Annotated in this window: 15 protein-coding genes; 5 read left to right on the plus strand and 10 right to left on the minus strand. The window is 41.6% G+C overall.

The features are described from left to right. The first annotated feature begins 18 nt into the window (after positions 1-18). Positions 19-1,344 (plus strand): D-amino acid dehydrogenase, encoded by a 1,326-nt coding sequence (locus ACQKCP_RS07545; protein ID WP_427611867.1) that lies wholly within the window; start codon positions 19-21, stop codon positions 1,342-1,344. Positions 1,345-1,433: 89 nt separating this feature from the next. Here the strand turns inward: ACQKCP_RS07545 and ACQKCP_RS07550 are convergent, their stop codons facing one another. Next, complete coding sequence (locus tag ACQKCP_RS07550) at positions 1,434-3,632, minus strand: molybdopterin oxidoreductase family protein (protein ID WP_427611868.1); 2,199 nt, start codon at positions 3,630-3,632, stop codon at positions 1,434-1,436. A gap of 63 nt (positions 3,633-3,695) precedes the next feature. After that, a complete protein-coding gene (locus ACQKCP_RS07555; protein ID WP_427611869.1) occupies positions 3,696-4,394 on the minus strand; it encodes a TetR/AcrR family transcriptional regulator in 699 nt (232 codons plus the stop codon). A 210-nt stretch (positions 4,395-4,604) separates the two neighbouring features. Here ACQKCP_RS07555 and ACQKCP_RS07560 point away from each other — a divergent pair, with 210 nt between their 5' ends. From ACQKCP_RS07560 to ACQKCP_RS07575, 4 genes are all read left to right on the plus strand, one after another. Next, positions 4,605-5,846, plus strand: a complete 1,242-nt coding sequence (locus tag ACQKCP_RS07560) for an NADH:flavin oxidoreductase/NADH oxidase family protein (RefSeq protein WP_427611870.1) — start codon at positions 4,605-4,607, stop codon at positions 5,844-5,846. Between the two features lie 437 nt (positions 5,847-6,283). Then, entirely contained in the window at positions 6,284-6,487 is a 204-nt protein-coding gene (locus ACQKCP_RS07565) for a CsbD family protein (protein WP_057758006.1), read from the plus strand. 723 nt (positions 6,488-7,210) lie between these two features. Next, entirely contained in the window at positions 7,211-7,873 is a 663-nt protein-coding gene (locus ACQKCP_RS07570) for a hypothetical protein (protein ID WP_427611871.1), read from the plus strand. Positions 7,874-7,957: 84 nt separating this feature from the next. Then, entirely contained in the window at positions 7,958-8,332 is a 375-nt protein-coding gene (locus ACQKCP_RS07575) for a hypothetical protein (RefSeq protein WP_427611872.1), read from the plus strand. Between the two features lie 142 nt (positions 8,333-8,474). Here ACQKCP_RS07575 and ACQKCP_RS07580 read toward each other — a convergent pair whose 3' ends face one another. The 8 genes from ACQKCP_RS07580 to ACQKCP_RS07615 all read right to left on the minus strand — a co-directional run bounded on the left by ACQKCP_RS07580 (position 8,475) and on the right by ACQKCP_RS07615 (position 14,968). Next, a complete protein-coding gene (locus ACQKCP_RS07580) occupies positions 8,475-8,786 on the minus strand; it encodes an NGG1p interacting factor NIF3 (RefSeq protein WP_427611873.1) in 312 nt (103 codons plus the stop codon). Positions 8,787-8,823: 37 nt separating this feature from the next. After that, on the minus strand, positions 8,824-9,456 hold the full coding sequence (locus ACQKCP_RS07585; RefSeq protein WP_427611874.1) for a DNA-3-methyladenine glycosylase: 633 nt from the start codon (positions 9,454-9,456) through the stop codon (positions 8,824-8,826). A gap of 322 nt (positions 9,457-9,778) precedes the next feature. Further along, the gene (locus ACQKCP_RS07590) at positions 9,779-10,414 is read right to left on the minus strand and encodes a hypothetical protein (RefSeq protein WP_427611875.1); all 636 of its coding nucleotides are present in this window, start codon (positions 10,412-10,414) and stop codon (positions 9,779-9,781) included. Between the two features lie 200 nt (positions 10,415-10,614). Then, positions 10,615-10,866 carry a hypothetical protein gene (locus ACQKCP_RS07595; protein WP_427611876.1) on the minus strand — a complete coding sequence of 84 codons (252 nt, stop codon included), beginning with the start codon at positions 10,864-10,866 and terminating at the stop codon, positions 10,615-10,617. Positions 10,867-11,105: 239 nt separating this feature from the next. After that, on the minus strand, positions 11,106-11,819 hold the full coding sequence (gene purC, locus ACQKCP_RS07600) for a phosphoribosylaminoimidazolesuccinocarboxamide synthase (protein WP_427611877.1): 714 nt from the start codon (positions 11,817-11,819) through the stop codon (positions 11,106-11,108). A 128-nt stretch (positions 11,820-11,947) separates the two neighbouring features. After that, entirely contained in the window at positions 11,948-12,262 is a 315-nt protein-coding gene (locus tag ACQKCP_RS07605; protein WP_427611878.1) for a hypothetical protein, read from the minus strand. Positions 12,263-12,403: 141 nt separating this feature from the next. Continuing rightward, positions 12,404-13,309 (minus strand): 4-hydroxy-tetrahydrodipicolinate synthase, encoded by a 906-nt coding sequence (dapA, locus tag ACQKCP_RS07610; protein ID WP_427611879.1) that lies wholly within the window; start codon positions 13,307-13,309, stop codon positions 12,404-12,406. Between the two features lie 450 nt (positions 13,310-13,759). Further along, the gene (locus ACQKCP_RS07615; protein ID WP_427611880.1) at positions 13,760-14,968 is read right to left on the minus strand and encodes a hypothetical protein; all 1,209 of its coding nucleotides are present in this window, start codon (positions 14,966-14,968) and stop codon (positions 13,760-13,762) included. Positions 14,969-15,222: the final 254 nt, after the last annotated feature.

Consider the following 15,222-nt stretch of genomic DNA (forward strand, 5'->3'; position numbering starts at 1 on the left):
ATGAGCATAGAGAATCCTATGACACATATTGCGGTACTCGGAGCAGGCGTGGTGGGCGTGACCACCGCATGGTATCTACGTCAGGCAGGCTATGATGTGACCGTGATTGAGCGCGAACCGGCAGCAGGTATGCAGACGTCATTTGCCAATGGCGGTCAAATATCTGTCTCACATGCCACGCCTTGGGCCAACCCTGCGACCCCGATGAAAGCGCTTAAGTGGCTGTTTAAAGAAGATGCTCCGCTACTGTATCGCTTGCGTGCGGACAAGGATCAACTCAAATGGGCCATGCAGTTTTTGCAAGAGTGCCGCGCCGATAGAGCTGATGCCAATCTGGTGCAAATGGTGCGCTTAGGTCTATATTCAAGAGATACCTTACAACAGCTGCGTGCGGATATTGGCATCGACTATGAGCAGCAAACACGCGGTATCATGCATTTTTATACCAATCAGGCAGAGTTTGATGCGGCTATCGAACCAACTGAACGCATGCAAGCGCTTGGTTGTGAGCGCCATGTGATTGATATCAATAACGCTGTCAATTTAGAGCCAGCGCTCTACCCAATTGCGCATAAGCTCACGGGAGCAACCTATACCAGCCGTGATGAGTCTGGCAATGCGCACCTGTTTACCCAACGTTTAGCGCAGCGCTGTATCGATGCTGGTGTACAGTTTTTATATGATACCGAGATTTTGGCACTCAATACCGATACCGACTCTGCGCGTCCGCATGTACACAGTATTACTATCCGTCCAAAAGGCGAAAATGCGCAGACCTTTACGGCTGATAGTCATGTGGTCGCGCTTGGCAGCTATAGCGTACCTCTACTAAAACCATTGGGGATACACGCGCCAATATTTCCAGCAAAAGGTTATTCGGCTACGTATACGGTGAATCCACGCGCGCCGCATTTAGCGCCTTTTGTCAGTCTAATTGATGATGAGTTTAAGCTAGTCACCTCACGACTGGGTGACAAATTGCGAGTCGCTGGTACAGCTGAATTTAATGGCTATAACCTAGATTTAAATGCCACGCGCTGTGAGGCCATTACTCGCCGTGTGCAGCAGTTATTTCCAAAAGGTATTATCGCAAACTCTGTGCAATATTGGACAGGACTGCGCCCGATGACCCCATCGAACGTGCCCCTAATTGGTCGCGCACACTGTGGTCAAGTCAAACATGGTAGTCATAATACTTCAGCGACTTTTGACAATTTATGGCTCAATACAGGACATGGTACATTGGGATGGACACACTCTTGCGGCTCTGCAAAAGCCCTTAGTTTGCTAATCCAAGACGAAACCCCTAATGTCGATTTTGATTTTATCGGCATGAGCGTTTGATCGGCTCAGCGATATATTTAAATTGCAAAAAAAAGGCGCTCACTTTACGTGAACGCCTTTTTTATATTTCTACAAATATATCATTAACTTTATGCTAATGCGCCTTCTGTCACAGTCTCTGTAGCAGTCGATAAACCATCTACACCCATATCCAATGCTTCTAGTTGCACAGGCACACCATTAACGGCGGCATTACCACTCAACTGATCAATCAACGTCTCATCAGTCAAATCGTTGACGCTGACACCTGCATGCGCTTGAGCAATCTTTTGCTTGACTCCTTTGCGACCGTGACCAAAGCCGTGCGGGATACTGACCACTCCTGGCATCAGCTCATCCGTCACTTCTGCTGCAATGACCACGCTACCTACTCGAGAAGTTACTCTAACATCTTGACCGTCTGCAATGCCATGTTGTGCTGCTGTTTGCGGATGCAGCATCAATGTACAGCGAGATTTACCTTTTACCAATCGATGGCTATTGTGCAACCATGAGTTGTTGCTACGTACATGACGACGACCGATTAGCAAAATCTCATTACTGTTGTACTGCTGTACCATCTCTTTGACACGGGCCAAATCTGACTGATAAAAATCAACATGAAGATGAATTTGTTTATCAGCGTGTTTGATGGCCTCTGGCAACATACGATGCAACGGACCCAAATCGATACCATGCGGATTTTCGACTAATGCTTCAAATGTCACCTCCTTATGAGGTCCATACTTTAGGCCTTGCTCTAACAAGAACTTAGGACCAAAGGCTTTTGTCGCGGCACGTTCCTTTTGCGTTGCTTCTGGTGCATCTTTGTCTAAGCGATCTGCTAATCCTAAATAAATCTCCCAGTCATGCTTGGTATCGTCAGTTTTATCAAACAAAGCAGGCGAATATTTGGCGACATTGTGCACGGCAAAGCCATTAAAGGTGATGTCATAATGGTCGCGCTCTAATGGCGATACAGGCGGCAGAATAATATTGGCATGGCGACTGGTCTCAGTCACAAAATAATCAAGCGAGACCATAAACTCTAACTGAGATAGTGCTTCATCCAACTTTTCACCATTTGGGGTACTCAAAACAGGATTACCAGCGACCGTAACGAATCCCTTTAACTGGCCTTCCCCTTCGACTAACATCTCATCTGCCATCGCAACCACTGGATACTCACCATTAAAATCTGGCAAGTTGCTGACGCGGCTATGACGTTTACCTAAATAGCCTGGGCCTGAGCTGTTCACAACATCTACGGCAGGATTTGGGAACATGAGTCCACCCACTTCATCTAAACGACCCATGACGATATTGATGACCATAGATAAATATTGGCTGAGCAAACCAAACTCTTGCACCGAGATGCCCATACGGCCATAACAAACTGAGCTTTCCGCTTCACAAAACTCTTTGACGATACGTTTGATTTCATCTGCGGTAATACCCGTGATATCTGCCACTGACTCAGGCGTGTATTGTTCAGCAAACAAAGCAAGTCGATCGATCTCAGGTGCCAAGGCAGCCACTCTAGTATCGAGCTTGGCATAACCCTGCGTATAGATTTCATTTAGCATAGCCAATAGCAGCAATGCGTCCGTCGCTGGACGAATAAAGTGGTGCTCACTAGCGATGTCTGCAGTTTCGGTACGTCTTGGATCAACCACCACTACTTTGCCATCGCGCGCTTTGATATCTTTTAACTTTTGACGCATATTGGGCGCAGTCATGATACTGCCGTTAGAAGCCAGCGGATTGCCACCGATAATAAGCATATATTGTGTATTATTGACATCGGGAACTGGAATGCGCAGCATGTGACCAAATAGATGCATACTAATAATATGATGTGGCAGCTGGTCGATAGAAGTGGCAGAAAAACGACTGCGCGTCTTTAAGCTGGTAAGTAGTTGTTTGATGGTCAACATACCACCCATGTTATGTACGTTAGGATTACCTAGATAAACACCCAACGCATTTTGACCATACTTTTGCTGTATGGACTGAATACCTGCGGCGACTTTATCCAACGCTTCTGGCCAACTAATAGATTTCCAACCGTCTGCCGTTCTCTCTACCGGCTGACGTAAACGGTCAGGATCTTCATGCAAATCTTGCAAAGCGGTGGCTTTCGGACAAATATAGCCTTGCGAAAAGGGATCGTTTTTATCCCCTTTAATCGACAAGACTTTTTCGCCATCATGTTTTATTTCGACGCCGCACATTGCCTCGCACAATGTACAAGTTCTAAAATGCGTTTGCGCTTCGCCTAACGTTGGTGCAGCCGTGGTTGTGGCCATAGTCACTCTCCCTGTTGTGTTTTTTGTTCTAGATTTCATGACAATAATTTTTGCTAATTATCATTACTGACTAGTATTGCTTCCGTGCAAAAAATTGGCGAACAGTGCATCGAAGCTGTTACTCAACGTGGCAATCGCTTGTTGTCTTGAGTAACGCTGCTGATGACAGCCCAATATCAACTCATGTACTTGTGCCGCCGCCATATCGACGCATAGATTGACAGCACTGCGCTCGCAAGTACGATTGGATAACTGTAATCCCTGAATAAATATCTCTGTCCATTCTTCTTGTATTTCAGTAATCAGATTGCCTAGTCCATTATTTAATGAAGATTGGTTTTCTATACTGTCACTAAATCTAGGACGATCTTCGAGCAAGTGTTGAAACAGTGCGATATTCTCAAATGCAGAATCAAAGATCATAATCAGACATTGTCGACATTGCTGATTAAACTGATCTTTACTCAACACATCATAATCTTTGAGCATATTGACCCATGCCAGTCGCATCGGTGATAGATAATTGTCTTTTAGTTGGGCGCTCAGCTCATTTTGTAACGTCTCTAGGCTCTCAAAATGATTGTAAAAACTGGGCTGGGCAATACCTGCACCTTTGGCAACTTTATTCATGCTCATGCCCTGAGCACCTTCCAAACTGTACAACCGCAAGGCACTTTTTAATAACGCACGCCGAGTCTTAGCTTTCGCCAGCTCACGTTTAGATTCTACTGGGACTGTCAAATCTTGCGCTAATACATTCAATGCAGAGGTATTCCTATTCAATAGATAATTATATCGACACACCAGTAATTTACCTTAGGTGCTATTGTGCCAAAAAAATGTGATGATAATGGTCAATTGCCGACAGCGAATATCTTAGCTATAAGGTTATAGTCATTTAAACCATATGTCTATAGCCAAACCCATAGTAGAACTCATGCTTCACAAAACAACCATTTCTAGGCCACTATCATGACATCACCTGTATTCACCCCTTTAGTTCTGCCTTGTGGCGCTACCTTACCCAACCGCTTAGCGAAAGCTGCCATGGAAGAAAACATGGCTGATGTCGGTCAAGTCCCTGGCCCTACTCTGCTCCGTCTATACAAAAACTGGGCAGAAGGCGGTACAGGTCTGTTAATCACGGGAAACGTGATGGTCGATGGCCGTGCTATGACAGGGCCTGGTGGTGTCGTATTAGACAAACACAGTGAGATAGCGCCTTTTAGAGCGTGGGCAAATGCTGCCAAGCACAACAATACCCAGGTTTGGATGCAGCTCAATCATCCTGGCCGTCAAGTATATGCTGCCATGGGCGGCGATGTGCTATCACCTTCTGACGTAGCAATTGACTTGGGCAAACACTCTCATCTATTTGGTAAACCGCGCGCGATGACGCAACAAGATATCGAGCAACTGATACAGCGATTCGCCGATAGTGCTCTAAAAGCAGAACAAGCTGGCTTCGATGGTGTACAAATTCATGCCGCCCACGGCTATCTAATTTCTCAATTTTTATCACCGCTTACCAATAAACGTAAAGATGAATATGGCGGTTCGATTGAGAATCGGATGCGACTATTAATCGAAGTAATCAAAGCCGTTCGTGCTCAAGTTGCGCCTACCTTTGCAGTCGCTGTGAAGATAAACTCAGCCGATTTCCAGCGCGGAGGATTTGATGCAGATGATGCCAAAGTGGTTATTTCAGCGGTGAATGAATTGGCGGTAGATTTGGTTGAACTATCAGGTGGCAGCTACGAAAGCCCAGCCATGCAAGGCAGCACAGCTGATGGTCGCACGTTGCAACGAGAAGCTTACTTTTTAGACTTTGCAAAGGAGATTGCTCAAGTCGCTACCATGCCTATCATGACGACAGGTGGCGTTAGGCGATTGGCTGTCGCAGAAGATGTACTGGCGCAAGGGATTGATATGGTTGGTATGGGAACCGCATTAGCCATGAACCCTGCTCTACCGAATGACTGGAAAAATGATAGTACGCTTAGTGCTCACAATCCTGTGGTACGCTGGAAAGATAAAACCTTAAGTGCAGTTGCTACAATGGCGGTCATCAAGCGACAATTACAGCGCATGGGGCAAGGAAAATCGCCCAAACCAACTGCCTCGCCAATTTTCTCATTGATTTCTGATCGTATACGAATAAAAAAACTCACCAAACGCTATCATCGTTATTTGAATAAATATTCGACGAAATAACTTTCACTCAATTTCAAAGATAATAAAAAAAGCAGCTACTCTATTTTTGAGTCTCTGCTTTTTTATTTGCATAATTATTTTTCAATAAATAATATATTTTTTTAATATTCATATAAAAAACAAGTTCATAGAAAGAATTATTATCACGTACAATAGACGCAATTTACGTGGCACTACTACAGCAGCCCTGTATATAACACTTAGTAAACGCTCACTATAATTAAGTAACACTATAAACATAGCATATACAGACAGTTGAATTGAAAAGTCCTATATTTGATCTCACAAGATATTTGGAACCAATCATTTATCCTTGTGCAATACAATTAGAATAAAAATTAAATAGCAGTATCAGTAATCGATATCGTGAAATAAGAATCAAAATAGTGATTAAAATATAAATCAAACACAATAAGTTCAATAAAAGGAATAATACAATGAACGAACATACTCTAAAAGGCGAATGGAACCAAATGAAAGGTTCAGTTAAACAAAAATGGGCTGAGCTAACAGACGACGATCTTACCCATATCGAAGGTAGCCGTGACAAGCTAGTAGGTCGCGTACAAGAACGTTACGGTCATGCCAAAGAAGACGCAGAGCGTGAAGTAGATGACTGGCGTGTAGAAAACAAATATTAATATATTTAGTTCATAACTACTCTACTGAATAAACTGAAAAACCGCATAGAAATATATGCGGTTTTTTTATGTCAGATTTATACTGTACAGACAAGCTGTTGGGGAAATAAATTACCATTCTCCAGACACGATAAAACCGCATAGCAATCAATTGTTATGCGGTTTTATTGTTAACTATCCATGTTACCTATCACGACTGCTTTTCATGCATCCTTGCACAAATATTCAGTATATTGTGATACTGGGCATCCTGCCCTTTTTACTACACTACAGCTTCAGTATTACTTGCTGCTATCAGCAAAGGGTATGTGTCCTTACTTCAATCGCTATTGTCATCCTGACGCTAGTTATCGAATCATTATCCTTAATGCGGTCAACTCAATCCTTGAGTCACATTCCCTAATGCCGTGTGACTATAATGCCTAACTCTCACTCTTATGTTAAGTCGCGTAAACGTCATTGCATGTAAGCATATGCTTACAACGATTTATTTTATTTACCACAATTATTACAACTTATTAACGCAAATGACACCTAGCGCAAAGTTTTGTACTCTATTATAGATAATGTAAGGAAATATTTCGAAAAATAAATCACTAGAAATACTTATTAATTACGATTTAGTTTAATTCGCCAGAATACTTTTAAAATCTTATAGTTATAGAGAATATAGGTACCTTTAACCTACACGACCCACTTAATCTCATCATAGGATACTGCCTCATGAAAACAATAAAACCCTTCTCTATTAAGGCCACTTTGTCTACTGGTCTTGTCGTTGCATTATTGGGTACGACAGTGGGTTGTACAGTTGTAGGCTCAGGATATGACAATCAGCCTGTCTATCGTGGTGACAATAATAGCCAAAGCCATAACTTTAATCGCATCAGTCAGCAGCTTCGACAAGACTTGCGCCGCAAAGGCTATCAAGTTATACATATCAGAGCTGATAGTTACCGTGGTGATCGAGCTCTTACGGCTTATGCTAAAAAGAACAACCAAGCCTACGAACTAAAATATACTTACCCTACCCTAAGACTCATCAGCTCAAGTAAAAGATCATGGCCAGATAACTGGGATAATAGTAAGTCGCAAAAAAATAATGGCCGCTATAAAGAAAACAAGCATAAAGATAATTATCAGAATGGTCAGCGCTATAAAAAAGGCGATGTCGAAGACATTATTAAAAGAGAATCACGTTACCCAGCTATTAAACGCCGTGCTATCAACAAAGTAAGGGCGATGGGCTACCGTATTGAAGATATCGATCTTGAAGAAAAAAACAAGCGAGGCGTCTTTGAGGTTGAGGCCAAACGCGGTTCACAAAAGTACGAAATACTATTAAGTTATCCAAATTTAGATGTGATCAAAGTCAGAAAAGATTGATTGCTTTCAGCATTTTCAGCTAATGACCTCGGTACATTTAACTTTTACCCATATTGAGCAATGATATATTATTAGGAAATCATTATGAAAACTCTATCATTTTCAACATTAAAAACGGTAGCGACTGGCAGCATAGTCGCAGCTTTATTGGCAGTGACCACAGGCTGTGTGACTGCGCCGAATGGCTACAACGGCTATGACGACCTATACGAGCATACTCATAAGGACAATAAAGGGCATAAAAAACACAAAGAAAAAAAGGATAACAAAGACAGCTATGTCTCTGTTGTCGAGCAAAGAGCTACTAGTAAAGTCCGTAGCATGGGATATCGCGTCAAAGACGTCAAATATAAAAACGGTGATCGTAAGATTAAGATAAAGGCCGAACGTGGACGCGACGATTATAAAATCGAGCTAGGCTACCCAAGCTACAACGTGATTAAACTTAAAAAAGATTAATCAGTTATTAGGATCTGATATTCACTATGAATATTCAGTTGGAACATTAAAAACTTTATAACCAAATAAGTCATCGAATGGCTTATTTGGTTTTTTTATGAGAATTCTTACAGTTAAGAATCTGGCATTTTTCTATATAAAACTAGAAATCCAAAACTTTTATCACATCATAAGCTGGCGTTTCATAGGGATGCGCTTCTTTTAACGCGGCAATGGTAGCATCGATAAAGGCTTCATCTACCACCATTTCAACTCGCCACTCATCGACAGTTTCTAAGCTATCCTGTGTACCAATGTGCGGCATACTACCTGACAATGGCATAAACTGACCAGCTCCTTGTACCTGCCAACAGCATTGCTCATAGTTTCCAATTTTCCCAGCGCCAGCAGTAAACAAAGCAGATTTCACTTGTTCTAACGCTGCATCAGGAACAAAAAAGGTCAACTTATACATAGGTTTACCTCATAGAATAGTTTTGAATCTCAATCTGCTAGTTCTTAGATAAGGAAGGATGATCGGTCCATATATAACGTAGTAGCCAGTCTTTGGCATCACCGGCATAATCAATACCGATACGCGGACGCACTGACACGGGTGGTTGGCAACCATCCTCTTCTATCCAAACTTCTGATGTCGGCGAGATAGATTTGCCATATAAATCGCGATCAATCTGCAAGCGTTTGGTCAATTTACCAGGGCCTGCGAATTGCTTAGGATGAGTAAACTGCTTATCTGGACTGAGTTGTTGCTCTTCGATCAGACGGTCACTATCATCAGTCAAAAACCCAGCGCGGATCAATACCGATTCAGGCGACTCTACAGAGCCGCTAATCAAATTTAGCATATGATGCACACCATATGTCAAATAGACATAGAACACACCGCCTTGCTCATACATAATCTCTGTGCGCGCCGTTCGAGTACCTGCATGTGAATGGCAAGCAGGATCATTTTGACCAATATAGGCTTCTGTCTCTGAGATACGCATTCGCAAAACTTTTTCTGATTCGTCGCTGTCGATCAGCTTTCTACAAAGCACCTTACCGACCAAATCGGCAGCGACCACACAGGTCGGACGTGTAAACCAGTCAGGCTCTAAAACAGTTGATGAAGCAATAGACATTAGCGAAACCTTTTCTTATTTTTATGGTCTAATTGATATGAGTAAGTACTAACAAATTAGCATAAAAGTAAGATAAGGTATGGAGTACAGTGTTGGCGCTATGTTTGATTTTTTATACGAGTTAAATGATAAGCCTATGGCTGAAAGGGTGATACTGGTTGGTAAATGGATAGGAATTGCAGTCTGTTATAAGCGGTTCCATTATGGCAGTCTGTTTTAAGTAGTCTATTAATAGGTTTGAAGGGTTAAGTAAATGGTTCTCTTGGGGTATAGCCAAAAAGACACATTGTGTTCATTGATTATTAAAGAGCTAAATCAATATTCACAGGTTTTCATTTAACCCAAAATCAGCCAATGTTTTTGAATTATTGTTAAGAACAACTTTTACAAATTCAGGATCAATCTTTAAAAACAAATCAAGAGCATCTTTTATTTTCCAATAATTATCTTCAGGTTTCTTAATAATAATTTCCAGATGCTCCTTCAATAGAGATATATATTCATAAAATCCTTCACGAAGGATTAGATAAAATACTCTACTAATCTCAAATGATTGTAAGTTAGAATCTTTAATAATCTTGGATATGGGTTCGAATATCTCTTGTCTTGCTTTAGCCCCTTGTCCTAAGTCTGATAAGCTAGCCCAGTAACTGATAATGCTATCCAGTACATGTTTATATGTATCATCATAACCGTGCAAGCGATGTTGGATCATTCCTTGTAAACGATTATTCATTAAAAGACTTCTAAGAGTATCGAATCCTTCTCTAACACCCCAAGATGTTAATAATCTGGAGACATCAAATAAAAGAGATTCATCATCGACCTCTAGTAGTGCTATCAATTTCTTAAGACGCTCTATGGGTACATCTTCTAAATCTATTTCGTCTGGTATTTCAGTATAATCCACTTTGTCTGGAATACTGTACAGTAGAGTATCTATCTCGCTTTTATTCATTTTATGACCTTGCAATTAGCTTGTGTATTTTGATGATTTTTTACCATAAAGTCCTTTTTTAGAGTATGTTCGACTCCTGTATAGCGCATCGATCATGATTCAATATAAATTAGTTCGATTAAGAGGAAGCTCTAGGCAATAAACTCTGGTGAATCATTTTATAAATACTATAGCTTGAGAGTTTAATATTTACCTATATTTCAATTAACACAAATAATAAAATTTAACTCTTTGAACAGTTCATCAATATCCTCGTCATATATACCTATTTCCTGTACTCGTCTGAATGCAAAGCCAAAGTCAAGATTAGAGTTATCGTAATTCTTGCTTTTCACGATATTTTCTAGTTTATCTAACTCTGGAATTAGCACATTATGATTAACTTTGAAAAGAAAGTTGAGTTCGCCTAAGATTCTAATTGCTTCTAACTCATTAAATTCTGCCTTACTCATAACTATCTCTAGCTCATTGAAAGTATGTTTCATCTACTTAGCATATAAAAATAATGATGCAAAAGCTCACTATATGTACACAACGAAGTACATTGCTGTTGCTTCAAAAACTGGAACCATTGCTACTAATAGCCTACCGCCAAATATTCAAGTCCTCACTAGGGTACAACCATTATAGAATGCCATAAAAAAACTGAGCACATGGCTCAGTTTTTTATTGCATACTAAGTATCTGATACTTAGTTTAATGGTACACCAATACGGTCAGCCACTTCTTCATAAGCTTCAATCACATCACCTAGTGACTGGCGGAAACGATCTTTATCCAGCTTTTTCTTGGTATTCTTATCCCAGATACGGCAGCCATCTGGTGAGAACTCGTCACCTAACACGATACGGTCATGGAATATGCCAAACTCTAGTTTAAAATCAACTAAGATTAAATCACCCGCATCAAACAATGCCTTTAATACATCGTTGACTTGATAGGTTAGCTCTTCCATCTTAGCCAATTGCTCTTTGGTCGCCCAGCCAAGAGATACAGAAAGTGATTCGTTAACCATCGGATCACCTAGCGCATCGTCTTTATAAAACAGCTCATAAGTTGGCGGCGTCAATGCCTGACCTTCTTCTAAACCTAAACGACGCACCAAACTACCAGCTGCAAAGTTACGCACTACACACTCTACAGGGATCATGTCCAAGCGTTTAACCAACACTTCGTCATCAGATAATTGCTTCTCGAAATGTGTTTCGATACCAGCGTCAGACAATTTTTGCATGATAAAAGCATTAAAGCGGTTATTAACCACACCTTTACGTGCTAATTGTTCGATACGCTTACCATCAAGCGCTGAGGTATCATCACGGAAGTGCAAAATCAGAAGATCATTGTCTTCTGTTTCATAGACAGATTTGGCTTTACCTTTATACAGCAGTTGTTGCTTTTGCATTATAGGGGTTCCTGTTCGTTCAAGCTTATGTGGTAAAAACGCGCAGCTACCGCTGACTGATGTAAGATACATGATTTGCGGCTATAATAAAAAACGCAAAAGTCAGCGATATAGATAAGGGAGTAAGTTTAGTTCGAAGTGTTGCTAACAGCACGCTGAGGTTTTGGCAGCTGATACTGATTGCCTGACTCATTTTGTAGTTGGAGCGTGTTTGCCCCAGCATTAGGTGTTGAATACAAAGGTACAAAGGGTGCCGTTTCTTGGGCAGCAGGTAGTTCTATCGGTGCAAGCTTTTTGCTTTGTTGATAATCTAAGCTGCCGTTGTCACGTTTACCAAGCAGGTTTTTGGTCGCTTGACAGCCGCTTAATACCAAAGTGCTACCCAAAACCAAGGTCAGCATTGCTGGAAATAATTTTGTCGTCTTTGATGATACTGTCATCATGTTGTCTCTCTGAGTTAGCAGTTATTGCTCATGTAGGCGATTGACTTATCATGATAAGTTGACCTGCTGCTAGCTCGAATGGCACTCATCTAATGTGCAGCAAGTCTTAAATCGCCGAATATCAATTGGCTAAATATCAATTTATCGTATGTTTGCTCGAACCAATGCTTCATCGATAGTCGCATGATGCTGCTCGGCGAGCCAAACCAATGGTAGACGGATACCTTTATCGATAATGCCCATTTTATGCAAGGCGTACTTCGCTGGGATAGGGCTTGATTCGATAAATAGGTCACGATGCAGATGCTTGACTACGTCGTGGATTTTACCAGCCGCTTCAAAGTCACCACGTAAACCCGCAGAAAAAGTCTCGCTCATAGCTTTTGGCGCTACGTTAGCAGTGACTGAAATATTACCTTTGCCGCCTACTTTCATTAGATCAAGCGCAGTACCGTCATCACCAGATAACACAACCATTCTGTCACCAACGGCTTTTATCAATTGCTCACCGCGACCGACAGATCCTGTCGCATCTTTGATAGCAACGATATTATCGATATCACACAAACGCTCAACCGTTTCTTGAGCGATATCAACCACTGTACGTCCAGGCACGTTATACAGCATTTGCGGTATATTTACGGCTTTGGCAATGGCTTGATAATGCTGAAACAAGCCTTCTTGTGGCGGCTTATTGTAGTAAGGAGCAACGAGCAACGCACAGTCTGCGCCTGCATCGGCAGCATCCTGAGTCAGCTTGATGGCTTCCATCGTGTTGTTGGCACCAGTACCTGCGATGACCGGTACACGACCTTTGACATGCTGGACAAAATAGCGAATGACATCGCTATGCTCTTGCATAGATAGGGTCGCTGATTCGCCAGTAGTACCAACAGCTACAAGGCAGTGTGTGCCCTGCTCAATCTGCCAATCTATGAGATCTGCGAGACGTTTATAATCGACCTTACCGTCAGAGTGCATGGGCGTTACCAAGGCTACCATTGAGCCTTGTAGTCGGGTTTTGATCTCGTCGTATGCTGTGCTCATAACCGTGCCTTACTGTATTATCCTAGCTTTTATTAAAGCTGTCACATGATAGGTCGTTTGCAAGTGGCCATTGTTTTGTGTGCGTTGATAAACGCTGATGGCGTAACTTACTTGATATTAATGCTGCGTCTCTACTTACTATAATAGCGTTTGTATCATAGATTATTATATTTACGATATCAGTATCGTGATGGCAATTTACCAAGAGTAATAGGCGTACCTACTAGCCGACAGAAATATAATAATAAGAGTGCTCGTTAGTGTAGCATATTTTGATTTGACCGCTATCAATCAATTGGCAGTCAGCACATAATTTTAGTACCAAAAAACGTGTATTATTTTTCGCTTAAATTTATAGAACTTGGCCTAAAACCTTGTAGACAAATAGTTACATCATTAAAGGAGCAGTTTAGCGCAATCAATGTACGCTGATAAATCTCTTATGTAATATTAACGAATCGACAACACATCGACAGTAGGTCGATAGAATCGAAAAGGCAACCCTCTCGTACCGATGCCGCTACTGACAAATATCTGTGCACTTGCATGTTGGTATAGGCCGCGCTGCTTACCCATACGACTGTTATATAGCAATGCTGACTGTTCACTACTGTGTCGAATATCGTTCTGTTTTTGAGCAAGCAGGATATTTCTTTGAATAGCCTTTGCAGCGCCTGTTATCAATAAAGGGCGTGGCTGTAAAGATTTTGGCAGATCACTGATACTATCAAATCGTGATGCCAAGATAATCACTGGACTGGTGGCATTGGCAATCTCCGATCCAAGCATTACTTTATCAGTCGCCTCTGACGTTTCAATATCTGTAGATTGCTTGGGTACATCTTGCCAGCCACAAAGCACCGCTACTAATGGATTTATATTCGAGTTTTCTTGCTCAATATTAGTTTGATTATTAGTTCGATAAGTCGACTGATTGACGACTAACTGCTCATTTGTTGTTCTTGCACATTTGAGTGGCAGTGACGTACATTGCTGACCGATATAGTTAATATCGAGTACATCAAAAGTACTGGCCAATGTATCTTCTAGTAGCGGCTGACCTTGCTTGGTCGTATTCATAGATTGATAACGCAAGTCCGAGGTGCTCATGACCGTATAAACAGGTTTATTCACCCCTTTAAATAGCATTAACTGACCCACTAAATCTGCACTTGGATAGTATAGCCAGTCGCCCGTAATCAGTACGGCGTCTGCTGACAAGGCATTAATAGTAGAGACTAGCTTGCGGATATGACGCGGCTTACCACCGTATATTCCTATACGCAAATCTGCCAATACGGCGACTTTGAGCGGTGTAGACAAATCTAAGTCAATAGAATGATGCTCTAATCGTAAGCGGTTGGGTTGTACAATGACAGTAAAAAAGTATAAGCTCATCATCAATATTGCCATCAGTACGGCAGGTAATGATAGCTGCGCTAACATCGGTATCAGGTCCTGTGACCAAGCCATGATAAGCAATACTGCCCAAGCAGGCATCGTGTAAGCGGCATAATACAATGCGAGTTTTACCCAAATACGCATAAAGCGCTTGGTAGGATTGGCATTAAACGTTTGTAGCCCTGACCACAGTGCAATGTACGCTAGCAGTGCTGCTGACGTCGTTGTAATAAGCGTATGTAGAGCGGGGTCAGTCATAATTACCTAGCGGTTGTATAATGGTACGAGCCTACTAAGCGACTCGGCCCACCTTAGAGCCTATTGATTGATCAATAACTCATTTAACGAATGGATTGCTGTTGAGGTCTTACTCTTAGCTGTTTGATAAAAAACCAAACATTATAGAGGTCGACCTCCATGATAGACAAGCACAATTATTGACGTGTGCGCTGCCTTTATACTCTGCACCGTAATCTGAGTTACATTATGAGTAACATTAACAGTCACGCTTT

The organism is Psychrobacter sp. NPDC078631, from assembly GCF_050268165.1.
In the GTDB taxonomy this organism is placed as follows: domain Bacteria; phylum Pseudomonadota; class Gammaproteobacteria; order Pseudomonadales; family Moraxellaceae; genus Psychrobacter.

What these genes read in the sequence shown, in the direction of transcription:
- ACQKCP_RS07545 (WP_427611867.1), top strand. Translation starts at nt 19, where the DNA reads ATGACACATATTGCGGTACTCGGAGCAGGCGTGGTGGGCGTGACCACC.
- ACQKCP_RS07550 (WP_427611868.1), bottom strand. Translation starts at nt 3,632, where the DNA reads ATGGCCACAACCACGGCTGCACCAACGTTAGGCGAAGCGCAAACGCAT.
- ACQKCP_RS07560 (WP_427611870.1), top strand. Translation starts at nt 4,605, where the DNA reads ATGACATCACCTGTATTCACCCCTTTAGTTCTGCCTTGTGGCGCTACC.
- ACQKCP_RS07565 (WP_057758006.1), top strand. Translation starts at nt 6,284, where the DNA reads ATGAACGAACATACTCTAAAAGGCGAATGGAACCAAATGAAAGGTTCA.
- ACQKCP_RS07570 (WP_427611871.1), top strand. Translation starts at nt 7,211, where the DNA reads ATGAAAACAATAAAACCCTTCTCTATTAAGGCCACTTTGTCTACTGGT.
- ACQKCP_RS07575 (WP_427611872.1), top strand. Translation starts at nt 7,958, where the DNA reads ATGAAAACTCTATCATTTTCAACATTAAAAACGGTAGCGACTGGCAGC.
- ACQKCP_RS07580 (WP_427611873.1), bottom strand. Translation starts at nt 8,786, where the DNA reads ATGTATAAGTTGACCTTTTTTGTTCCTGATGCAGCGTTAGAACAAGTG.
- ACQKCP_RS07585 (WP_427611874.1), bottom strand. Translation starts at nt 9,456, where the DNA reads ATGTCTATTGCTTCATCAACTGTTTTAGAGCCTGACTGGTTTACACGT.
- ACQKCP_RS07590 (WP_427611875.1), bottom strand. Translation starts at nt 10,414, where the DNA reads ATGAATAAAAGCGAGATAGATACTCTACTGTACAGTATTCCAGACAAA.
- ACQKCP_RS07595 (WP_427611876.1), bottom strand. Translation starts at nt 10,866, where the DNA reads ATGAGTAAGGCAGAATTTAATGAGTTAGAAGCAATTAGAATCTTAGGC.
- purC (WP_427611877.1), bottom strand. Translation starts at nt 11,819, where the DNA reads ATGCAAAAGCAACAACTGCTGTATAAAGGTAAAGCCAAATCTGTCTAT.
- ACQKCP_RS07605 (WP_427611878.1), bottom strand. Translation starts at nt 12,262, where the DNA reads ATGATGACAGTATCATCAAAGACGACAAAATTATTTCCAGCAATGCTG.
- dapA (WP_427611879.1), bottom strand. Translation starts at nt 13,309, where the DNA reads ATGAGCACAGCATACGACGAGATCAAAACCCGACTACAAGGCTCAATG.
- ACQKCP_RS07615 (WP_427611880.1), bottom strand. Translation starts at nt 14,968, where the DNA reads ATGACTGACCCCGCTCTACATACGCTTATTACAACGACGTCAGCAGCA.